A 20074-nucleotide genomic window follows, 5' to 3' on the forward strand; every position below is an offset into this window, starting at 1 on the left:
CATCGGGGTTGCCGAACGGGGACGACAGGTGGACCGTGCTGCGACGCGTGAGCGGATCCTTCGGGTGAAGACGCCGGCGGTACGCGTCGTCGCCCGCCGAGGTGGCCCGTCTCCGCGGACGCGACGGACGCTCCGGCGGCGCGTGCGCACTGCCGGTCTCGCCGCCGACGCCCCCTCGGAACCGAGGTCACGCACCGCGGGCTGACTCCGACCCGCGCCCCTTCGGGAGGGCGCACACCGCGTTCGGGTTGCGGTGCTCGTCGGTTTCTGCTCGTTTTCGTGACGATCTTAGCGCCTCGCAGCACCTTCCGCGCGAGATGTTTCGCCGCGGATCTCCGCGGTCGCCCGTGCGGCTCGGGGTACGCCGGCGGTCAGGCCGTCCCCAGCTGCGCGCGCAGAGGGTACGACGTGTCCTCGAAGATCAGCTGCGCCGCCGATCCCGTCCGCGCGTTGATGAGGACGGGCGCACGCAGGTTCACGAACACCCCCTCCTCCGAGGGATTGGCCACGACGAACAGGCGGACGGTTTCCTCGTCGGCGCCGACTTCTCCGCGCATCCCGGCGGTGATGCGCGGGCGATAGTCCGCGACCACGGTCGCGGGGTCGACGAGGAACAGCCGCACCTCGTCGCCCCTCGAGCGCAGCGAGTACAGCCCCCGGGCGCCCTCGATGCGCGCGAGACGGAAAGAGGTGAGCGGGCCGAGCCCCGGAAGGGATGCCGCGAACTCCACGTCGAGATCGCCGAGCTCGGCGGTGGTCCCGGGGGCGGTCGTCGGGGAGGTGGTCATCGCAGGAACTCCAGGAGGTTGGTCTGCAGGGTCTTCGCGGTCACCTGCAGGGCGGATTGATACACGAGCTCGGCGGATTGCAGGGCGATGTACACCTCGAGGGTGTCGACGTTCTCGACCTCGGCGCGGCGCGCCTCGAGGTCGACGGCGACGCTGGTGTTCGCCGCCGACGCCCTCTCGATCTGGGCCTGGCGGGCCCCGGCGACACCCCGCGCCGTCGCCAACTCCTTCAGGTGCGCGTCGATCGTGGCCAATCGCGGTCCGACCTCCTCGCCCGCGCGCAGATCGGCGGCGATCGCGCGCAGAGCCGCGAAGACGCTGTCGGTACCCTCGCCGAACACCTGCGCGCCGTCGAGGTCGACACGCACCTGCTCGCCGTCGGAGAGGCGCCGCTGGACCCCCGCACCGCTCGTGCCCGAGAACGCGAAGGTCGCCGGGTCGAAGGCCGAGCCGCTGTCGTCCGTCCCCGCGAAGACCGTACGTCCGAGCACCGTCGTGTTCGCCTGCGACAGCAGCTCGGTGCTGAGACTGTCGAGTTCGGCGGCGATCGATTCCCGGGCCGACGCGCTCAACGCGCCCGAGTTGGCGCCCTGGGCGGTGAGGTCGCGCGCGCGGTTGAGCAGGTCGATGCTCGCTCCCAGCGCCGTGTCGGCGGTGGTCACCCAGGCGAGACCGTCGCTGATGTTGCGAGCGTACTGCGACGTGCGCGCCTGCTCGCCGTGCACCCCCAGAATCGCGGCGGCGGCCGCCGGATCGTCGCTGGAGGTGCGGATGGCGCGCTGCGAGGTCGCCTGATCCTGCAGCCGCGCCCGGTCGGCGAGGCCCGCCTGCAGGGTGCGCAGCGCCTGCTGATTGACGGTGCTGCTGGTGATGCGTCCGATCATGGCCACTCCGGGGTCAGCGGCCCACGAGGCCGACGCGGTTGATGAGCAGGTCGAGGGCCTCGTCCACCGCGGTCAGCACGCGGGCAGCCGCCTGATACGCGGTCTGGTACTTCAGGAGGTTGATGGTCTCTTCGTCGCCGTCGACCGAGGCCTGCGACTGCTGCCCGCTGATCGCCGCGATCGCGCTGCGATCCGCCGTGTCAGCGCGCTGCACGTCTCCCCCGACCGCCACGCCGTACCCCGTCACGAAGCTCGACCACGTCGCCGACGGACCGGTGGGAGAGGTTCCGAGCACCGAGAGGCGATCGGCGATCGAGGTGTCCCGCGCACCCGCTCCCGGTGCCGCGAGGGCGAGCTGGTCGAGCCCCGTCGGCACGACCCGCAGTCCGCGTGCGGCCGGACCCGTGGCATCCACCGAGAAGAAATCCCCACCGGCGGCGCCCGTCGCGGTCTGACCGGAGCGATGGATGCCGTTGACCGCGGTCGCGAGCGAGGTCGCGACCGCGTTGTACGCGTCGGCGACCGCCGCCAGCGTGCCCCCCTCGGAGGCCGGTGCGAGGACGCTCAGCGCACCTCCGACCGACCCGCCGGTCACGGCGACGGGGACGTCGGGACGGTCGGTCCAGGAGATCGAGAGGCGCGCGGGATCGGTCATCTCGCGCGGTCCCGCCACGACCAGGGCGCGGCTGGAATCGCCCGCGACCAGCGCGTTGCCGTCGAGGCGGAGGGTCATCGTGCCGTCGTCCTCGAGCCGTCCGGTGGCCCCCACGACGGTGGACAGCTGCTGCGCCAGCACATTGCGCTGGTCGATCAGTTCGTTGGCCGAGCGCCCCGACTGCAGCGCCGTGCGGATCTGCCCGTTCAGGGTCGCGACCTGGGCCGCCGTGACGTTGACGTCGGCGATCTGCCGATCGACCTGAGCGCGCAGGTCGCTCCACTGCCCCACCACGCTGTCGTAGCCCGAGGCGATCTGCGCGGCCAGCACCGAGGCGTTGGTCAGCACCACCTGCGCGGCGGCGGGCTCGGGGGTGTTCGCCAGATCGGCCCAGCCCGCCCAGAATCGGTTGAGGTTCGCGGCGAGACCGTCTTTCGTCGGCTCGGCGAGCACGGCCTCCGCCGCGCTCGCAGCGGCGGCGCGCGTCGACCAGAACCCGGATGCCGACAGCGCATCGCGCACGCGTGCGTCCAGCACCTCGTCGCCCAGCCGCGCCACGCCCGTCACCGCGACGCCGCCGCCGACGTTCAGGCCCGATCCCCACGCCGCGACGGTGCCGGCGGGCGCGACCGAGGTCTGCTCGAGGCGCTGGCGGGTGTACCCGGTGGTGGTCTCGTTGGCGATGTTCTGCCCGGTGACGGTCATGCCGGCGCGCGCGGCGGCGAGGCCCGACGCGGCGACCTGGAGTCCGGCGAAGGTCGACATGCGCTCAGACCTGCACGTCGAGGAGACGCGATCCGCCACCGCCGACGAGCGCCCCGCTCGCGGCGTACTCGCCGGTGGGCTCGCCCAGCCCGGCGATCGTCTCCTGCGTCACGCGCAGTGCCGTGCGCAGGTGCTGATTGACGGTGTTCCTCTTCTGGGCGATCTCGTCGGCGAGTCCGGTCATCACCGCGTGGTGGGAGCCCATGACCTCGCGCCACGCCTCGGTCGGCGCGATCTCGACGAGCTCGCGCAGCGTGGTCGCCTCCGGAGCGCCCCACTCCGTCGCGACGTCGACGAACATCGTGTCGCGCAGGATCGCCCCCGAGGCGAGGGCCTTCGCGACGCGCTCGACCTCGGTCGTGGCGTGCTGGACCCAGCGCGTGCGCCCGGTCGTCACGAGCATCTCGAGCTCCTCGAGCTTGAACAGCATGAGCTCGAGCAGCTCACGCTGACGCAGCAGCTGCATGCTCAGGTCGGTGGCGGCCACGGGGTCTCCTCGTTCGGGTCGAGTCGTCGTGACAGGTCCACCCGTCACGACAGCCACTATCGCGACGCGGCGACGCCCCAGTAACCCGCCCCGGCCGGGGCCCGTGCTGCGACGGCCCGCCGGCGCGCGGCCTACTCGGCCGGCGTCGACGCGCGAAGCGCCGTCAGCAGGGCGTTCTGCGCCTCGTCGGAACGGGCCGCCCTCAGGGCGTCGTGGTTCTCGGTGCCGACGGCGACCACGATCTCGCTGCGGTGGATGCGGGTGTCGCGGGGAGCGTCGATGCCGATGCGCACGCCCGTCGCCGTCACCCCCAGCACGGTGACCGTCACGTCGTCGCCGATCATGATGCTCTCGTTGGGTCGTCGTGTGAGTACGAGCATGTCGGAGTGACCGCCTTCCCTGGCTTCTGCGCGGAGCGCCGTCCTGCCGACGAATATACCTTTTCCGTTCGATGACGAGCGGATTCAGCACCTCATACGGAGCCGATGGCGACCTGCTCGAGGCGCACGACGCCGACGACGTCGGTCGCGAAACCGCCGATCGCGGCTTCGTCGTACGACAGGATCGGCATCCCCGCGACCTGACCCGACACGAGGGCGCGCACCCCCTGGCGCAGCGACGGCGCGCACACCAGGATCGGCTCCGCGCCCGCGGGGTCGAGCTCGCCGACGGTGCGGCGGATGCCCTCGAGCAGCTGCATCGTCGCCTCGGCGCTCAGCACGATCTGCGGACGCCCCTCGACCTGCCGGAGCCCCTCGAGCATCTGCTGCTCGAGCACGGGGTCGAACATGACGACGCGCAGGCGCCCCTCGCGGGCGAACCGCGCGGCGATCGCCGGGCCGAGGGCGCTGCGGGCGGCCTCGACGAGGGAGGGGATCTCGGTCGACGACTTCGCGCGGAGGGCGAGGGCCTCGTAGATGCGTCCGAGGTCGTTGATCGACACGCGCTCGGCGAGGAGGCTCGCGAGCACCCGCTGCACCACGGCGAGGGGAAGGAGGGTCGGGGTGAGCTCCTCGACGGCTGCGGGGTTCGTCTGCTTCAGGTGCTCGGTGAGCTGACGCACGTCCTCGAGCGAGAGCAGCCGGTGCGCGTGCGCGTGCACGATGTCGGAGAGGTGGGTGATGATGACGCTGGATCGGTCGATGACCGTCGCCCCGGCCAGGTCGGCCGCGTGCGACATCTCCGTGCGCACCCACTTGCCCTCGAGGCCGAACACCGGGTCGACCACCGCCGTCCCGGGCAGGCCCTCCAGCCCCGTCCCGAGGGCCAGCACGTGCCCGCGGGGCACGATCCCCCGGCCCGCCTCGACGCCGGCGACGAGGATCGCGTAGGTCTCGGACGGCAGCTCGACGTTGTCGCGCGTGCGCACCGGCGGCATGAGGGCGCCGAGCTCGAGGGCGACCTTGCGCCGAAGCGCCTTCACCCGGGTGAGCAGGTCGCCCTGCCCTCCCGCGGCCAGGTCGACGATGTCGGGGGCGAGCGAGATCTCCAGCGCGTGGACGCGCATCGTGTCCATGAGGTCGTCCGGCCGCTCCGCCGCGGCCTCGACGGCGAGCTGCGCCTGCGCGTCGGCCTCGTCGGCCGCGGCCCGATCCGCGTTCGCCTTCACGCGCGACGCCGCGAAGAGCAGGACCGCACCGATCGCGAGGAAGGCCAGGAAGGGCATCCCGGGGATGAGCCCCATCCCCAGCGCCGCGATCGCCGTGATGATGAGCGCGTTGCGCGACTGGAGCAGCTGGCGCCCCGCGGCCCGGCCGAGCTCGGCCTCGGCGTTCTCGCGCGTGACGATCATGCCCGTCGACACGGCCATCAGCAGAGCCGGGATCTGGGTGACGAGCCCGTCGCCGATCGTCAGCAGGCTGTACGTCTCGAGCGCCTTGTCGATGCTCATGCCGTGCATGGTCATGCCGATGACGATGCCGCCGGCGAAGTTGATGATCAGGATGACGATGCCGGCGATCGCGTCGCCCTTGACGAACTTGCTGGCTCCGTCCATCGCGCCGTAGAAGTCCGACTCGGCGGCGACCTCGGCGCGCCGGCGGCGGGCCTCCTCGTCGGTGATGAGGCCCGCGTTCAGGTCGGCGTCGATGGCCATCTGCTTGCCCGGCATGGCATCCAGGGTGAAGCGGGCGCCGACCTCCGCGACGCGCTCCGCGCCCTTGGTGACGACGACGAACTGGATGACGGCCAGGATGAGGAAGATGACCGCACCGATGACCAACGAACCGCTGATCGTGATCTGACCGAACGCCGCGATGACCTGGCCGGCGTGCGCCTCGCCCAGGATCAGGCGCGTGGACGCCACGTTCAGACCGAGCCGGAACAGGGTCGCCACCAGCAGCAGGCTCGGGAAGACGGAGAAGTCGAGCGGCTTCTTCACGAACATCGCCGTGAGCAGGATCAGCAGCGCGAAGGCGATGTTCGACACGATGAGCACGTCGAGCAGCGCCGCCGGGATCGGCACGATCAGCAGCAGGATGATCCCCACGACGCCGAGGGGGACGGCGCCCTTCGACAGCACTCCACCGATCATGATTCCCGCTCTCTCGTGGTGTTCCCGTGGCCGGGTCGGTTCGTCGCCGGGCGCGCGGTCGCTCGGCGCGCGGCCTCGGGGCGCGCGGTCACAGCTCGCGCCCGACGAGGGCCGCGGGGGGCATGGTGTGCGTTCCCGCCCGCGACCCCCTCTTGTGCAGCTGCTGCACGAAGGCGAGCACCTGCGCGACCGCGGTGTAGAGGTGCTCGGGGATCTCGTGCCCCACGTCCACCGCCGCGTGCAGCGCCCGCGCGAGCGCGACATCGCGCACCATCGGCACCTTCGCGCTCTCGGCGCGCTCGCGGATCTTCTGCGCGATGACCCCGGCGCCCTTCGCGACCACGCGCGGGGCCGACCGGCCCGGCTCGTAGCGCAAGGCCACGGCGATGTGCGTCGGATTCAGAAGGACGACGTCGCTGTCGGCGACGGCCGCGATCATGCGGTTGCGGCTCACCGCCATCTGACGCGCTCGACGCTGCGACTTGATGAGCGGGTCGCCCTCGCTCTTCTTGTGCTCGTCGCGCGCTTCCTGCTTCGTCATGCGCGTGTGCTGGCGGTTGCGCTTCATCACCACGAAGACGTCGATCGCGGCGAGGAGCAGGCCCACGGCCACCGCGACCTGCAACAGGGTCGCCACTCCCCCGCCGGCCAGCTCCAGGAGCCAGCCGACGGTGTGACGGCCGCTGCCCATCAGCACGGGGACGAGGCCGGCGACGACGATCCACAGGGCGGCGCCGATGGCGGCCGTCTTCAGCAGCGCCTTCGCGCCCTCCCACAGGGCTGCTTTGCCCACAGTGCGTTTCAGTCCCGCCACGATGTCGAACTGCTCGACGCGCGTCGGGATGCCGCGCAACCGGATGCCGCCCTGCGCGATGGCCGTGGCGGTCGTGGCCACCAGCACCACGACGAGCAGCGGGGCGAGTACCTCGCCGACCGTGCCGACGGCGTGGCCGATCGCCTCGATCGCCCGCGCGGAATCCGGGTCGCGCGCCACCGCGGCGAGGGCCCCCAGGGGCTGCGACACGGCTCGGGACGCGGCATCCACCGTCGACGGGATCATCACGCCCGCGGCGCCGATGCACACCCACGCCGTGAAGTCCTGGCTCCGGCCGATCTGCCCCTTGCGGATCGCCTTGCGCAGGCGCTCCGGGGTCGCCTTCTCGGTGCGCTCCCCCGTATCGGTCCCGCTCATCGCGTCACCCCGATCAGCACCTGCGCGGCGTCGCCCGCGAGCGAGGAGACGATGGCCGGGAGGGCGGTGAAGACGAATCCGACCAGCAGCAGGGTCAGCGCGATCTTGATGGGGAAGCCGAGGGCGAACGCGTTCAGCGCCGGTGCGACGCGGGAGACGAGCCCGAGGCCCACGTCCGCGAGGAACAGCACGATCAGCAGCGGGCCGGCGATCTGCACGGCGCTGACGAGCATCTGCCCGACCGCGTCGGTGAGCACCTCGGCGGGTCGTCCGAGGTCGATGGTCCCGGCGACGGAGACGGCGTCGAACGAGCGGAACAGACCGCCGAGCACGAGCTGATAGCCGTTGGAGGCGAAGAGCAGCAGGATCGCCGTCATCTGGAACAGGCGCGTGAACTGGGCGCCGTTGACGTTCATCCCGGGGTCGTAAGCCTGGGCGAGCTGGAAGCCGCCGAAGGTGTCGACGAGGAAGCCGGCGCTCTGCACCGCGCTGAACAGCACGAGCACGAGGAAGCCGAGCAGGCTGCCCACGAGCACCTGACCGGCGAGCGCGAGCAGAAATCCGCCGGTGTCGAGGCGCTGATAGCCGGCGACGACGACGGGTGAGACGGCCAGGCCCAGGCCGACGCCGAGCATGGCGCGGATGCGCAGCGGGATCGCCCCGTGGCTGAAGGGCGGAGCGATGACCAGGAACGCCGTGATGCGCACGATGGCCAGGGCCGTGGCCTCGAGCCACGCGAAGTCGATCGCGAGGTTCATCCGCCGCCGTTCAGCAACGAGGGGATCCGCGCGAACAATTCGTTCGTGAACGCGATGCTCTCGGCGATCATCCAGTTGCCGCACACCAGCAGCGCGATGCCCACGGCGATGAGCTTCGGCACGAACGACATCGTCATCTCCTGCACCTGCGTGATCGACTGCAGCAGCGAGATGGCGAAGCCGACGACCAGCGCCGTGATGAGCAGCGGCGCACTCAGCTTCGCCGCGAGCATCAGGGCGCTCAGGCCGATGTCCATGACCGCCTCGGGCTTCATCCGGCACCCCGATACGACTGCACCAGCGAGGTGATCACCAGCCCCCACCCGTCGACGAGGAGGAACAGCAGGATCTTGAACGGCAGCGAGATCATGACCGGCGGGAGCATCATCATGCCCATCGACATCAGGGCGCTCGAGACGACGAGGTCGATGATCAGGAACGGGATGAAGACGATGAAGCCGATCACGAACGCCGCCCGCAGCTCGCTCAGCATGAAGGCCGGGATGAGCGTGTACAGCGGGATGCTGTCGGGCGCCGCCGGGTTGTCCATCTGCGCCGCGCGGTGCATCAGGGCGATGTCCTCCTCGCGCGTGAAGTGCAGCATCCACGTGCGCAGCGGCTGCTGGGCCGCGTCGAAGGCCTGACCGAAGTCGATCTGCCCGGAGGTGAAGGGCGTGACGGCCACCTGATTGATGTCGGCGAGCACCGGCCACATGATGAACAGCGTCAAGAAAAGACTGAGGCCCGCGAGCACCTGGTTGGGCGGGATGGACGGAAGCGACAGCGCGTTCCGGGTGAGCGCGAGCACGACGAAGATCTTCGTGAAGCTGGTCATCATCAGCAGCAGTGCCGGGGCGACGCTGAGCACCGTGATGCCGAGCAGCGTGGTGATGCTGTCGGAGGGCGACCCGTTGATCCCGTTGATGCTGATGCCGCCGGACTCCCCGGTCGCGGCGGACGCGCTGTGCGCCGTGAGCAGGTCGAGCGCGCCGACGAGCGCGAGCGCAGCGACGCCCGCGGCCGCCCACCCCGCGACGTGCGTCCGTCGCCGCGGATCCCGGCGATCCACGCGCACCGCGACGGCGCAGGAGGGGGATGCGGGCACGACGGCACTTTCGCGAGGGTGTCGAGGCCGATCCGTAGCCAGGGGTGCGAGCGATCCGTGCTCGCGACCGACTATCGCGACGGTGGCGGCGGGCGTAACCGACCACGCGGCCCGATCAGGCGGCGGTGCTCGTCCCGGCATCCTCCCCGCGGGTCCCGCCGGCGTCGGCGAGCGGGATCACGTTCTCGGACGCGTCGCCCCCGGACGCGTCCACCTCGGACGCGTCGACCGCGGCCGTCGGGGCCTCCTGGGTGTCGACGACGTCGATGCCCTTCTCGCTCACGCCCAGGACGTAGCGGATGCCGCCGAACTCGGCGACGACGAGCTGCGCCTTGGCGCCGAGGGTGGTGCGGGCGACGAGCGTGATCTTCTCCGCCTTGGCGCGCGGAGCGGCGGCGGCACGCGCGCCGGTGAGCTCGCGCAGACGGCCCAGGCGACGCGGCACGAGCGCTGCGAAGGGGCTGCCGCCCGCGGCCTGCCCCTTCTGCAGCCGACGGCCGAGGAACAGCAGCAGCCCGACGACGGCCGCGAGCGAGACGATCGTGCGCAGCGCCAGGAGCAGCTCGTCGCCGCTCATGCGGTCTCCGCCTGGTCGATGATGCGCTCGACGCGCACCGCGTAATCGCCGTCGGCCACCACGACGGTGCCGTGACCGATCAGGCGTCCGTTGAGGGTGATGTCGGCGGGTGAGCCGGCCGCGCGGTCGAGCTCGACCACCCGACCGGGTTCGAGCGAGAGCACGTCGCGCACCGCCATGCGCGTGCGGCCGATCTCGACGACGAGCTCCATCTCGACGCCGGCGATGCGGCTGATGCGCGTGGGGGCGGCCGGGGCCGCCGCGGCGGCGTCGTCGATGCGGATCGCCGCGCGCGCGACGACCGAGCCGTCCTCGCGCACGAGGTCGAAGACCTGGGCGCCGGGAACCGTGAACACCCCCGCCGCGTCGACCTCCTCGCCGTCGCCGAGCGTGCCGGCGCCCAGCACGGCGACCGCCGCTTCGAACACGGGATGCAGACGGTCGACGAGGGCGCTCCCGGCGGAGCCGTCGTCGAGCGTCGCGACGTCGGCGACCTGGATCGCGACGGTGGCGCCGGGGGCACCGGCGAAGGCGACGGCCACGGCGCGACCGGTGGCCCCCGGGTCGGTCGAGGGGGCGGGGAGCACCGGGAACGCGAAGGGGAGCTTCGCCGCGATCGCGGCGGCCATGGCGGCGGCGTGGAAGGTGCTCATCGGGTCTTCTCCTCGTGGATGGTGGTGATGGTGCAGGCGAGGCGCGAGCCCTGCGCCCCCGGGACCGCGCGGGCGATCGGGGTGTCGCCGACGACGAGTTCGAACGGTTTCGTCTCGGGGTGGGCGAAGCGCAGCAGGTCGCCGGGCGCCAGGTCGAGGACCTCGCCGGCGCCGATCACCCGGGGCGAGATGCGTAATGACACCTCGAGCGGGGTGTCGTTCAGCTGGTCGCGCATCGCGCCGTCGCGGTGGGCGTTGGCGGCGTGACGGTCGCTCTCGGCGAGCTGGTCCACGACGATCGCGGCCGGGAGCATCACCGTCGCCGTGCTGCGGGCCTCGCCCGCGCTCATCGCGAAGCGCGCCACGATGACGGCCTCCCCCGGCGAGATGACCTGCATGTACTGCGGGTTGTAGTGCAGTCCCGAGAAGGTCACCGCCCCCGGCAGCAGCGGGCCCATGCACGCGCTGAGCAGTTCGAAGGTGCCGTCCATCACCTGCAGGATCAGCGCCGTCTCGATCGGCGTGAGCGTGCGCGCCTCGACGCCTCCACCGGGCTTCCCGCCCAGCATCTGCACGACCCAGGCCAGCGCGCTGTCGAGACCGAACTGCACGACGCAGGGCTCCTCGCGCCCCGCGGTGGAGCCGGCCACCATGGCCGTGGTCGTCGGGAGGGTGTCGGCGTACTCCTGGTACGACACCAGCTCGAGCCCCTCCGGGACGAGGTGGGTGCGCAGGCGCACCTTGGCCGTCAGCTGCGAGGCCCACTGGCGCGCGAACGTCTCGAACGCCGCCTCGAGCTGGCGCGTGTGCTCGCGGCCCAGCTGCGCCGGTCGACTGAAGTCGTACGCGGGATAGCGACGAAGGGGGTCGTCGCGAACGGCCGCTGTCGTCATGGCCTGTCCTCCAGGGGATTGTTCACGGGTCAACTCTGCGCGGCGGCCTGCACGAGGCCGGGGATGAGGGAGCGCACCTGCTCGTCGGCGGTGGACAGCACGACGATGTCGACGCGGCGGTTCGCGGCGAGGTCCTCGACGCTGTCGCCGACGACGATCGGACGCTGGTCGGAGAACCCCACCGCCTGGACGCGCGTGCCGGCGATGCTCTTCTGCTCGACGAGGAAGCGCGCCACCTTCGTCGCGCGTCCGCTGCTGAGCTCCCAGTTGCTCTCGAACGGCGGGACGGCGGCGCGGTGATCGGCGTGGCCCTCGATGCTGATCTGGTTGTCGGTGGCCGCGAGCACGTCGCCGATCAGGCTGAGGACGCGATCGGCCTTCTCGCTCAGATCCGCCCGGTTGTCGGCGAAGAACGTCTCGGCCCCCACCAGCCCGATCTTCAGGCCGCGGTCGTCGATGACGAAGTCGACCGTGTCCTGCAGACCCTGGGATGCCAGGGCGTCGGTGATCTGCTGACGCATCTTCTCGAGGCCGTCCAGCTCCTGCGCGGCGCGTGCCGCGACATCGCGCACGCCGTTGTCGTCGAGCAGCTCGGGCGGGATGACCAGCCCCTCGGTGAGATCGCCACCGCCCTCCACCTGCGACTGGCCGAATGCAGCCGCGAGGCCGTTCTTGAGCTGGTCGTACTTCGTCTCATCGACGACCGACACGGCGTACAGCACGATGAACAGGCACATCAGCACGGTCACCATGTCGGCGTACGACACGGCCCATCGCTCGTCGGGCTCGTCGTGCGCGGCATCCTCATGCCCCCGTCCGCCCGCGCGCGGGGCGCTCGTCACGCGGCGTCCTCCACCGCGGGGGCGGCGTCGGCGCGCGGTGGCTTCTTCTTCGCCGGGGCGGAGGTCGTCATCGCGAGCAGACGCTCCTCGAGCAACCGGGGCGCACTCCCCGCCTGGATCGCGAGGATGCCCTCGCACACCAGCGTCATCCGCTCCTGCTCGAGGGTGGCCATGCGGTTCAGCCGGCCCGCGATGGGGTTCCAGATGAAGTTGGCCGAGAGCAGACCCCAGAGCGTGGCGACGAAGGCCGCGGCGATCATGTGCCCGAGTTCGTCGGGCTTGCTGAGGTTCTCGAGCACGTGCGTGAGCGAGACGACCGTGCCGACGATGCCGATCGTGGGCGCGTATCCGCCGAGCGAGGCGAAGAATTTCGCCGAGACGCGGTTGCGCGCCGATTCCGAGTCGATCTCGTCGAGCATCAGGGTGCGCAGGTCTTCGGCATCCACCCCGTCGGCGAGGGCCTGCACCGCGCGACGCGTGTAGTCGTCGGGGGCGGAGCCGAGCTCCTCCTCCAGGCGCAGCAGCCCGTCGGTGCGGGCTTTCTCGGCGTAGCCGACGAGGACCGGGATGACGGCGGAAGGGGTGGACCGCGGGCCGCGCACCATACGACCGAGGGAGCCGAAGGCGGCGATCGCGTCACGCAGGGTGTGGCTGGCGATGCCGACGCCGATGGTCGACCCGAGCACAAGGATCATGGGGGCGGGGAGGAACAGCGCGCTCAGCGACGCGCCCTCCATCGTGATCATGGCGTACAGGGCGCCGAAGGCGGCGACCACGCCGATGATGAATGCGATGTCCACGTCGGTCAGTCCTGGGCGGCGGGAGCCGAGAGCGCGGACGCCGCGGCGAGCACGCGCGCCCGGTAGGCCACGATCCGCGCGATCAGCTCGTCGAGGCTCTCCTCGACGTTGTACACCCGGCCGTCGACCATGTGCAGGGTCGTGTCGGGAGACTCGTGCACGCGCTCGATGAGATCGGGGTTCACCGCGAACCGCGTGTGGTCGAGGCGGGTGAGCGTGATCATTCGGGGACGGTCTCGGCTTTCGCTGCGGGAGGGGACGGGGCGGACTATCGCGACGCGGCCCGCCCGGGGTAACTCGGGCGGGCCGCGCGGGTGGCGATCGCGGGATCAGCGCTTGAGGTTGGTCAGCTCCTGCAGCACCTCGTCGCTCGTGGTGATGACGCGCGCGCTCGCCTGGAAGCCGCGCTGCGCGACGATGAGGTTGGTGAACTCCTGCGAGAGGTCGACGTTGCTCATCTCCAGCGCGCCGGACAGCAGCGAGCCGACACCGGCTTGCCCTGCCTCGCCGATCTGCGCCTCTCCGCTGTTGACGCTCGCACGGTACGCCGTGCCGCCGACCTTCTCGAGCCCCTCGGCGTTGGCGAAAGTCGCCATGGCGATCTTCGCGAGGGTCTCGGTGCGCCCGTTGCTGAAGGTGCCCACGACCGAGCCGTCCGCGGTGATCGCGTAGGACTTCAGCGTGCCCGCGGCGGCGCCGTTCTGGCCGGTGAGGGCGATGGTGCTCATGTCGGCGAAGCCGGTCACCGCGCTGAGGTCGACGGCGATCCCCCCGGCGTTCAGCGTGAGACCGGCGGTCTGACGTCCGTCGGTGAAGGCGAGGGCACCGGTCGCTCCGCTGACGGGCTCGGCGACGTCCCAGCCGGCGGCCGTGCGCGTGAACGTCAGGCTCAGCGAGGTCTTCGTGCCCTGGGCGTCGTAGACCGCGATGTCGCGCACGAGCTGCGTTCCGACCGCGGCGGTGGAGGGCAGGTTGCCGGTCGCGGTCGAGGTCGTGGTCGCCCGGGCGGCCGAGACGAGGTCCTGCGGGATCGAGATGGTACCGGGCACCTGACCGGTGTCGACCGCCCCGTTCTGCGCCGACCAGCCCTGCACGAGCGAGCCGTCGGCGGTGACCATCTTGCCCTGACCGTCGAACGAGAAGCCGCCCGCGCGGGTGTAGAGGGTCTCCCCGCCCGAGCGCACCGCGAAGAACCCGTCGCCCTGGATCATCAGGTCGCTGCCGCGGCCGGTGGTCTGGGCCGCCCCCTGGGCGAAGTTGGTGCGGATGCCGCCGACCTGCACGCCGAGACCCACCTGCGCGGGGTTGCGACCGCCGTTCGCGGCATCCGGGATGCCGGCTTCGCCGACGACCTGCGAGAGCGAGTCCTCGAAGAGGACCGAGGAGCCCTTGAAGCCCGCCGTGTTGACGTTGGCGATGTTGTTGCCGGTGGTGTCGAGCATCGTCTGGTGGGAGCGGAGTCCGGAGATCCCGGAGAAGAGCGAACGGAGCATGAGGGTCTCTTTCGTGTCGGTGGTCGAGCGGTGGAGGTCAGGGGGTGGTCGTCAGGACGGTGGTCGTCAGGGGGTCGCGGAGGTGGCGGGGGTGACCGAGGTGATCGCGTCGAGGGCCACGGTGACGTCGCCGATCGTGACCTGCGGGATGGATCCCTCGAAGGACACCTTCGAGACGATCCCCGAAGCCGGGGCGCCGGCCGCGTCGAGGTAGCCGGCCCGCTGGCCGATCAGGGCGGTGGCCGCCTGCCGCATGTTGAGGGCGAACGCCTCGGAGCTGTTGCGGCTCATCGCGGTGAGCTGCTCCATCATGGCCAGCTGGGTCGTCTGCGAGATCATCTGGTTGGTGTCCATCGGGGTGGACGGGTCCTGGTTCGTCAATTGCGTGACGAGCAGCTTCATGAACACCTCGCTGTCGAGCTCCTTCTTCGGAGCCGCGGCGGTGGGGGAAGCGGTCGCGAACGGGCTCGCTGTCGCGGTGACGGCGTCGACGGTCATGGGGGGTCCTCTCAGGCGAAGATGTCGAGCCCGCCGGCGCGGGCGACGTCGAGCGACGCGGCCGCGCCGATCGGGGGGATCCGGGGGTCGGAAGCGGGGGACGCAGACGCGCGGGCGCGGTCGCGCGGGTCGGGCTGGGCATCGGAGGGCGCACCGCCGGACCCGGCGGACGGGCCGCGATCGCCCGCACCGCTGTCTCCGACCCCCGGCCCCACCGCGAGGTGGGCGTGGGGCACGATCGCGGCGAGGTCCCGCCGCAGATCGGAGACCATGCTCCGCAGGATCTCGCGTGTCGCGTCGGTCGCTCCCGAGAGCTCGACGCGCACGTCTCCGCCCGCGCCGATGCGGGCGCGGACCGTGACCGGGCCGAGGGCGTCGGGGCGCACGGTGAGCACGAGCTCGTGCACCCCCGCCGGACGCTGGGCGAGATGCACGATCGCGGGCGCGACCTGCGCCGCGACCACGCGCGGGACCGCGGCCTCCGTCGGCGGCGGCGGTGTCGCGGGCGCGACCGGGGTCGCGGCGGGAGCGGAGACCGCCGAAGCAGCGGCGGTACCCGCGGTCTCGGCGCCGCCGACGGCGGGCGTGAGCGGCGCGGGGACGGCGGAGCCCGCGGAGGTGCGCGGGGGCGCGGATGCCGCAGCGGAGACGACGGCGGCGCCCGGTGCGGGGGCGGGCGCGGGTGCCACGGCGGATGCGGGCGCCGACTGGCCGCCGGCGGGGGTGAGCACGGGTGCCGGTGACGGCGCGACCGGGGTGGGCGGCTCGGCATCGCCGACGGGCACGGTCGACGCTCCGTGCGCCCCCGACGTCTGTTGGGTCGATGCGGGGCGCGGGTCGGCTGTGGGCGGGACGGAGGGCGAGACCGTTCGCCCCGTCAGCGCGGGAGACCCGGCGGCGGGTGCGGCCCCGGCGGCGGGGGCGGGTGCGTCAGCGGGGGCGGACGGGAGGGGTGCCGGCACGGCGACGGCGGCGGGGGCGGGTGCGCCGGCGGGGGCGGGTGCGCCGGCGGGGGCGGGTGCGCCGGCGGGGGCGGGTGCGCCGGCGGGGGCGGACGGGAGGGATGCCGGCACGGCGACGGCGGCGGACAGGGCGGCGGATGCAGCGACACCCGACGCACCGAGGCCGGACGCCGGAACCCCCGGCGCGGCGAGACCCGGCACCACGGCCGCGGGCGGAACCGTTGCGACGGGAACCGCTACGGGCGCGGGAGCCGCTGCGGCGGGCGAGGTCGTAACGCCGACGGGCGAGATGGCGACGCCGACGGGCGAGGTCGCGACGCCTGCGGGCGCGGGTGCGGCGCCGGCAGGCGAGGTCGCGACGCCGACGGGCGAGGTCGCGACGCCGGCGGGCGCGGGTGCGGCGCCGGCAGGCGAGGCGACCCCGACGGGCGAGGTCGCGACGCCGGCGGGCGCGGGTGCGGCGCCGGCAGGCGAGGCGACCCCGACGGCGTGCCCGACGGGCGATGCGGGGGCGGTGGCCGTTGTCGCCGGCAGCTCCGCGGAGGCGATGATCCCGTCCTCCGAACGCCCGCCGAATCGGGCGCCGCCGACGGGAACGCCGTCGATCGGCCATCGAGCGTCCGCGGGCGGGGTCGCCTCCGCATCCCTTCCGGCCCCGGAAGTCCCCGGGGTCGGGCTGAGGGTCGCCTCGGCGGGCATCGTCCGCAGAACGGGGCGGGGTCGCTCCCCCTCCCCCGGCGCACTGCCGGGCAGCGCGCCGTCGATCCACACCGGCATCGTCCGCAGCACCGGCGGCTCGGCGGCATCCGCGGCGACCGTAGGCTTCGCGGCCCGGGGGGTCTTCTCCTGTGCCGTCGTCGCACCAGTCAGCCCGGCCGGCACGGTCCCCGCGGCCGGGACCGCCGCGGGGGCGCCGCCCGTGGTCGACGCCTCCGCGGGCGTCGCTTCCGCGGGTGACACCTGCGCGGGTCCCACTCCGGCGGGCACCGCCCCCTGCGGAAGCGGCATGACCCAGGGCGCCGGCATCGTCATCAGCGGCGGATGATCCCTCGCGGGCGCCGTCGTGTCGGCGTCGCGCGTCGTCGCGGGAGCCGACGGACCGCCGACCGCGGACGTCGTCCGAGCGGATGCCGCCACCCCACTCTCCGCCGACGTCGCTCCCCCGCGGGGCGCCGCCTCACCCGACCGAGCCGGAGATGCGATAGAGGAGGTCTCCGGCGACGCCGGTCCCCCGGCATCCGTCGATGACACCGGCACGACGCGGACGTCGGCGCCCCGCGCGAGCGCGTCGGCCGCACGGGCGAAGGCGTCGCCGAACGCCGACGCCGTGTCGGAACCGGAACCCGACGGGGGCGCGGTCGCCGCCCCGGCGCCGAACGCGTTCGCCGGCGCGGAGACCGGCGGAGGCGTAAGCGTCATGCGCCACGTCCCGTCAGGGTGGACGCGATGCCCGAGACGCCGAGCCCGCCGCTTCCGGTCGTGCCCGCGGCGAACAGCGTCTGCAGCGCCGCTGCGAGATCCCCCTGGCTCGCGGGACGCGTCGCGGTCGATGCGGAGGCGGGGGTCGCCGACGTGGTCGGTGTGCCGAGCTCCCGCGCGGCCGCCGCGGCCTCTTCGAGGAGGTCGGCGAATCGCGTCGCCGCGCTCGACGAGGCCGTCGCCGTGGCCGTGGTCTCCGCGACGCCGCCCGCGGCGGTCGTCTGCGCGGGGGCGGTCTTGGCGGTGGCGGACGACGGGTGCAGCGAGGAGATCTGACCCGTGATCGCCTCGATGCGCCCGAGCACGCCGTCGACGCTCACGCCGCGCTCCCCTCGCTGCGACCGGCGCGCGTGGTGGCGATCTCGTCGAGCGCGTTCTGCTCGGCACGCGCCTCGGTCTCGAGCTCGCGCGCCCGGTGCGCGCCCTCGAGCCGCTCGAGACCCTTCAGTTCGCGGCGGGCCTCGACGTGCGCCGCTTCGGCGGTCGCCGCTTCGTCCCGCCGAAGGCGCGCGAGCACCTGCAGGTCGGCCAGCGACGCCTGCCCGGCCGCGCGCGCGGCGGCCATGGCCCGCAACGTCGCGGGGTCGTCGATCTGCGTCGCGATCGCGCTCAGGCTCGACACCGCCTGCTCCGCGGCTGCTTCGGCCGCCCGCACCTCGGTGCGTGCGCGGGCGACGTCCTCCGCCGCGACACGTTCCTGGACGCCGCGCACGCGAAGCAGACCCGCGAGGGGAAAGGTCATGGGTTCAGGCCTCCGAAGGTCTCGGTGAGGGCGGTCAGATGCCGCCAGGATTCGTCCGTCGTGGAGTGCTCGTCGATCGATTGCGTGAGGAACGCGTCGATTCCGCGCTGGTGGAGCAGAGCGGCATCCACCAGGGGGTTCGCCCCCCGCGTGTACGCGCCGATGTCGATCAGGTCGTTCGCCTGCCGACGCGCGGCGAGGACGCTGCGCAGGATCACTGCCCGCTGCCGTTGATCGGGCGTGGTCACCTTGCCCACCACCCGCGAGACCGATCCGAGCACGTCCACCGCGGGGAAGTGCCCGCGCACCGCGAGGGCGCGGTCGAGCACCACGTGACCGTCCAGGATGCCGCGAGCGGCGTCCGCGATCGGTTCGTTGTGGTCGTCTCCGTCGACGAGCACGGTGTAGAGCCCCGTGATCGAGCCCGCCGGGCCCGTACCGGCGCGCTCCAGAAGGGCCGCGAGCACCGAGAACGTCGAGGGCGGGTAGCCCCGTGTCGCCGGAGGCTCCCCCGCCGACAGGCCGATCTCGCGCTGGGCCATCGCCACCCGCGTGAGCGAGTCCATCATCAGCACGACGTCGCGACCCTCGTCGCGGAACGCCTCGGCGATGCGCGTGGCGAGGAACGCCGAGCGCAGGCGGGCCATCGCCGGCTGATCCGAGGTGGCCACGACCACCACCGAGCGGGCGAGGCCCTCGGGCCCCAGATCGTCTTCGAGGAACTCGCGCACCTCGCGACCGCGCTCGCCCACGAGCGCGATGACGGTGACGTCCGCGGTGGATCCGCGCGCGATCATCGACAGCAGCGACGACTTGCCCACGCCGGAGCCCGCGAACAGACCGAGGCGCTGTCCCACCCCGACCGGCGTCATGGTGTCGAGCACGCGCACCCCGAGGCCGAGCTGACGATCGATGCGGCGGCGGCCGAGCACGCTGGGCGCGTCGTTGCCCAGCGCGACGCGCCGGGCGGCGACGAGCGGTCCCTGATCGTCGATGGGGCGTCCGAGTCCGTCGAGCACCCGCCCGAGCAGCGCGGGTCCGGTGGGCACGAGCGCCGCGGCGCCGACGTGGTGCACCGCCGCACCCGCCGTGATCCCGGCGAGCGGCGCCAGGGGCATGCAATGCGAGCGCGCCCCCTCCACGGCGACGACCTCCGCCTCGACGCCGCGCCCGTTCGCCGCCGCGATGCGCACGCGATCGCCGACGGCGGCCCGGATGCCGAGCACCTCGACCCCGAGACCCACCACGGCCGTGACCGTGCCGGCGCGCTCCGGTCGCGCGGCGGTCAGCACGCGTCGCCACGACGCGGTGGCGGTGCTCACGCGGGCTCACCCCCCTCGGCGCTGCGCAGCGCCGCGCGGGCGCGGGCGAGGGCCGAGGAGACACGGGTGTCCACGCGGGCGTCCGCGAGCTCCACGATCGCCCCGCCCGCGTCGACGGCGTCCGAGGCGACGACCTCCGCCGTCGCCAGGACCGGCGATGCGCTGTCGCGGAGCGTGCGCACGTCTCGCTCGGCGAGGTGCGCGCGCACCCACGTCGAGACGGGGGCCTCGGCCACGGCGCGTCGCATCGCGTGCGCGGCCGAGCGCGCGGCATCCGAGAGCTCCCCGTCGAGGATCGTCTCGGCGAGGTCGATCGCCAATTCCTCGAGCCGCTCGGCGTCGGCGGCGACGAGAGCCGCGAGACGCCCGTCGAGATCGGTGCGGACCGCGTCCACCGCGGCGAGCGCCGTGCGCAGCGTCTCCCGCGCCTCGGCTTCCTGCTGCGCGATGCGCGCCTCGAGCGCGACGCGGGCCTGCGCGAGCTCCTCCGCGGCGCGCCGACGCCCCTCCGCGAACCCGTCGGCGTACCCGCGCACGCGCGCCTTCTCGCTGATCGCGCGAGCGTCCGGCACGCTCCCGCCCAGGCGCGGCGGCACCAGCGGTGTGAAGGTTGCATCGGTCACGGCGGTCACCCTGCGGGTTGTGG

The 20074-nt window shown here is 72.9% G+C and carries 23 protein-coding genes; all 23 read right to left on the reverse strand.

Annotation, left to right across the window (positions count from 1 at the left end):
• Positions 1-371 precede the first annotated feature (371 nt).
• Complete coding sequence (locus AB0230_RS02240; RefSeq protein ID WP_363578756.1) at positions 372-788, reverse strand: flagellar assembly protein FliW; 417 nt, start codon at positions 786-788, stop codon at positions 372-374.
• A complete protein-coding gene (flgL, locus tag AB0230_RS02245; RefSeq protein WP_363578755.1) occupies positions 785-1672 on the reverse strand; it encodes a flagellar hook-associated protein FlgL in 888 nt (295 codons plus the stop codon). The genes AB0230_RS02240 and flgL overlap by 4 nt, the downstream gene beginning before the upstream one ends.
• A gap of 13 nt (positions 1673-1685) precedes the next feature.
• Positions 1686-3092: a flagellar hook-associated protein FlgK gene (gene flgK / locus AB0230_RS02250; protein ID WP_366373740.1), complete on the reverse strand. Its 1407-nt coding sequence runs from the start codon at positions 3090-3092 to the stop codon at positions 1686-1688.
• 4 nt (positions 3093-3096) lie between these two features.
• Complete coding sequence (locus AB0230_RS02255) at positions 3097-3579, reverse strand: flagellar protein FlgN (protein WP_315993244.1); 483 nt, start codon at positions 3577-3579, stop codon at positions 3097-3099.
• A gap of 131 nt (positions 3580-3710) precedes the next feature.
• The gene (csrA, locus tag AB0230_RS02260) at positions 3711-3959 is read right to left on the reverse strand and encodes a carbon storage regulator CsrA (RefSeq protein WP_315993245.1); all 249 of its coding nucleotides are present in this window, start codon (positions 3957-3959) and stop codon (positions 3711-3713) included.
• A 92-nt stretch (positions 3960-4051) separates the two neighbouring features.
• On the reverse strand, positions 4052-6112 hold the full coding sequence (locus tag AB0230_RS02265; protein WP_315993246.1) for a flagellar biosynthesis protein FlhA: 2061 nt from the start codon (positions 6110-6112) through the stop codon (positions 4052-4054).
• Positions 6113-6200: 88 nt separating this feature from the next.
• Positions 6201-7304 (reverse strand): EscU/YscU/HrcU family type III secretion system export apparatus switch protein, encoded by a 1104-nt coding sequence (locus AB0230_RS02270; protein WP_366373743.1) that lies wholly within the window; start codon positions 7302-7304, stop codon positions 6201-6203.
• A complete protein-coding gene (locus AB0230_RS02275) occupies positions 7301-8062 on the reverse strand; it encodes a flagellar biosynthetic protein FliR (RefSeq protein ID WP_366373745.1) in 762 nt (253 codons plus the stop codon). Before AB0230_RS02275 ends, AB0230_RS02270 begins: the two co-directional genes overlap by 4 nt.
• Entirely contained in the window at positions 8059-8337 is a 279-nt protein-coding gene (gene fliQ / locus AB0230_RS02280; protein WP_076674472.1) for a flagellar biosynthesis protein FliQ, read from the reverse strand. Before fliQ ends, AB0230_RS02275 begins: the two co-directional genes overlap by 4 nt.
• Positions 8334-9167: a flagellar type III secretion system pore protein FliP gene (gene fliP / locus AB0230_RS02285; protein ID WP_366373747.1), complete on the reverse strand. Its 834-nt coding sequence runs from the start codon at positions 9165-9167 to the stop codon at positions 8334-8336. Before fliP ends, fliQ begins: the two co-directional genes overlap by 4 nt.
• Positions 9168-9282: 115 nt before the next feature.
• Positions 9283-9744 carry a flagellar biosynthetic protein FliO gene (locus AB0230_RS02290; RefSeq protein WP_366373749.1) on the reverse strand — a complete coding sequence of 154 codons (462 nt, stop codon included), beginning with the start codon at positions 9742-9744 and terminating at the stop codon, positions 9283-9285.
• On the reverse strand, positions 9741-10397 hold the full coding sequence (locus AB0230_RS02295; RefSeq protein ID WP_366373751.1) for a FliM/FliN family flagellar motor switch protein: 657 nt from the start codon (positions 10395-10397) through the stop codon (positions 9741-9743). The genes AB0230_RS02290 and AB0230_RS02295 overlap by 4 nt, the downstream gene beginning before the upstream one ends.
• Positions 10394-11290 (reverse strand): flagellar motor switch protein FliM, encoded by an 897-nt coding sequence (locus AB0230_RS02300; protein WP_315993252.1) that lies wholly within the window; start codon positions 11288-11290, stop codon positions 10394-10396. Before AB0230_RS02300 ends, AB0230_RS02295 begins: the two co-directional genes overlap by 4 nt.
• A 29-nt stretch (positions 11291-11319) precedes the next feature.
• Positions 11320-12132 (reverse strand): flagellar motor protein MotB, encoded by an 813-nt coding sequence (locus AB0230_RS02305; protein ID WP_366373753.1) that lies wholly within the window; start codon positions 12130-12132, stop codon positions 11320-11322.
• Positions 12129-12932 (reverse strand): MotA/TolQ/ExbB proton channel family protein, encoded by an 804-nt coding sequence (locus AB0230_RS02310; protein ID WP_366373755.1) that lies wholly within the window; start codon positions 12930-12932, stop codon positions 12129-12131. The genes AB0230_RS02305 and AB0230_RS02310 overlap by 4 nt, the downstream gene beginning before the upstream one ends.
• Before the next feature lie 5 nt (positions 12933-12937).
• Complete coding sequence (locus AB0230_RS02315) at positions 12938-13156, reverse strand: flagellar FlbD family protein (protein ID WP_363392904.1); 219 nt, start codon at positions 13154-13156, stop codon at positions 12938-12940.
• Between the two features lie 105 nt (positions 13157-13261).
• Positions 13262-14425 (reverse strand): flagellar hook protein FlgE, encoded by a 1164-nt coding sequence (locus AB0230_RS02320; protein ID WP_315993256.1) that lies wholly within the window; start codon positions 14423-14425, stop codon positions 13262-13264.
• Positions 14426-14491: 66 nt separating this feature from the next.
• Positions 14492-14923 (reverse strand): flagellar hook capping FlgD N-terminal domain-containing protein, encoded by a 432-nt coding sequence (locus tag AB0230_RS02325; protein WP_315993257.1) that lies wholly within the window; start codon positions 14921-14923, stop codon positions 14492-14494.
• 11 nt (positions 14924-14934) lie between these two features.
• The gene (locus AB0230_RS02330) at positions 14935-17304 is read right to left on the reverse strand and encodes a hypothetical protein (RefSeq protein WP_366373758.1); all 2370 of its coding nucleotides are present in this window, start codon (positions 17302-17304) and stop codon (positions 14935-14937) included.
• Entirely contained in the window at positions 17301-17684 is a 384-nt protein-coding gene (locus AB0230_RS02335; protein WP_315993259.1) for a hypothetical protein, read from the reverse strand. Before AB0230_RS02335 ends, AB0230_RS02330 begins: the two co-directional genes overlap by 4 nt.
• The gene (locus tag AB0230_RS02340) at positions 17681-18106 is read right to left on the reverse strand and encodes a flagellar FliJ family protein (protein WP_363578748.1); all 426 of its coding nucleotides are present in this window, start codon (positions 18104-18106) and stop codon (positions 17681-17683) included. Before AB0230_RS02340 ends, AB0230_RS02335 begins: the two co-directional genes overlap by 4 nt.
• Positions 18103-19428, reverse strand: coding sequence for a FliI/YscN family ATPase (locus AB0230_RS02345; protein WP_315993261.1), 1326 nt, complete (start codon positions 19426-19428; stop codon positions 18103-18105). Before AB0230_RS02345 ends, AB0230_RS02340 begins: the two co-directional genes overlap by 4 nt.
• Positions 19425-20051 carry a FliH/SctL family protein gene (locus tag AB0230_RS02350; protein WP_363392922.1) on the reverse strand — a complete coding sequence of 209 codons (627 nt, stop codon included), beginning with the start codon at positions 20049-20051 and terminating at the stop codon, positions 19425-19427. The genes AB0230_RS02345 and AB0230_RS02350 overlap by 4 nt, the downstream gene beginning before the upstream one ends.
• Between the last annotated feature and the right edge of the window lie 23 nt (positions 20052-20074).

Source organism: Microbacterium sp. NPDC089190, assembly GCF_040701795.1.
GTDB lineage: Bacteria > Actinomycetota > Actinomycetes > Actinomycetales > Microbacteriaceae > Microbacterium > Microbacterium galbum.

Coding starts and splice junctions, on each gene's coding strand:
- AB0230_RS02240 (WP_363578756.1), bottom strand. CDS start 788: ATGACCACCTCCCCGACGACCGCCCCCGGGACCACCGCCGAGCTCGGC.
- flgL (WP_363578755.1), bottom strand. CDS start 1,672: ATGATCGGACGCATCACCAGCAGCACCGTCAATCAGCAGGCGCTGCGC.
- flgK (WP_366373740.1), bottom strand. CDS start 3,092: ATGTCGACCTTCGCCGGACTCCAGGTCGCCGCGTCGGGCCTCGCCGCC.
- csrA (WP_315993245.1), bottom strand. CDS start 3,959: ATGCTCGTACTCACACGACGACCCAACGAGAGCATCATGATCGGCGAC.
- AB0230_RS02265 (WP_315993246.1), bottom strand. CDS start 6,112: ATGATCGGTGGAGTGCTGTCGAAGGGCGCCGTCCCCCTCGGCGTCGTG.
- AB0230_RS02270 (WP_366373743.1), bottom strand. CDS start 7,304: ATGAGCGGGACCGATACGGGGGAGCGCACCGAGAAGGCGACCCCGGAG.
- AB0230_RS02275 (WP_366373745.1), bottom strand. CDS start 8,062: ATGAACCTCGCGATCGACTTCGCGTGGCTCGAGGCCACGGCCCTGGCC.
- fliQ (WP_076674472.1), bottom strand. CDS start 8,337: ATGAAGCCCGAGGCGGTCATGGACATCGGCCTGAGCGCCCTGATGCTC.
- AB0230_RS02290 (WP_366373749.1), bottom strand. CDS start 9,744: ATGAGCGGCGACGAGCTGCTCCTGGCGCTGCGCACGATCGTCTCGCTC.
- AB0230_RS02295 (WP_366373751.1), bottom strand. CDS start 10,397: ATGAGCACCTTCCACGCCGCCGCCATGGCCGCCGCGATCGCGGCGAAG.
- AB0230_RS02300 (WP_315993252.1), bottom strand. CDS start 11,290: ATGACGACAGCGGCCGTTCGCGACGACCCCCTTCGTCGCTATCCCGCG.
- AB0230_RS02315 (WP_363392904.1), bottom strand. CDS start 13,156: ATGATCACGCTCACCCGCCTCGACCACACGCGGTTCGCGGTGAACCCC.
- AB0230_RS02320 (WP_315993256.1), bottom strand. CDS start 14,425: ATGCTCCGTTCGCTCTTCTCCGGGATCTCCGGACTCCGCTCCCACCAG.
- AB0230_RS02325 (WP_315993257.1), bottom strand. CDS start 14,923: ATGACCGTCGACGCCGTCACCGCGACAGCGAGCCCGTTCGCGACCGCT.
- AB0230_RS02330 (WP_366373758.1), bottom strand. CDS start 17,304: ATGACGCTTACGCCTCCGCCGGTCTCCGCGCCGGCGAACGCGTTCGGC.
- AB0230_RS02340 (WP_363578748.1), bottom strand. CDS start 18,106: ATGACCTTTCCCCTCGCGGGTCTGCTTCGCGTGCGCGGCGTCCAGGAA.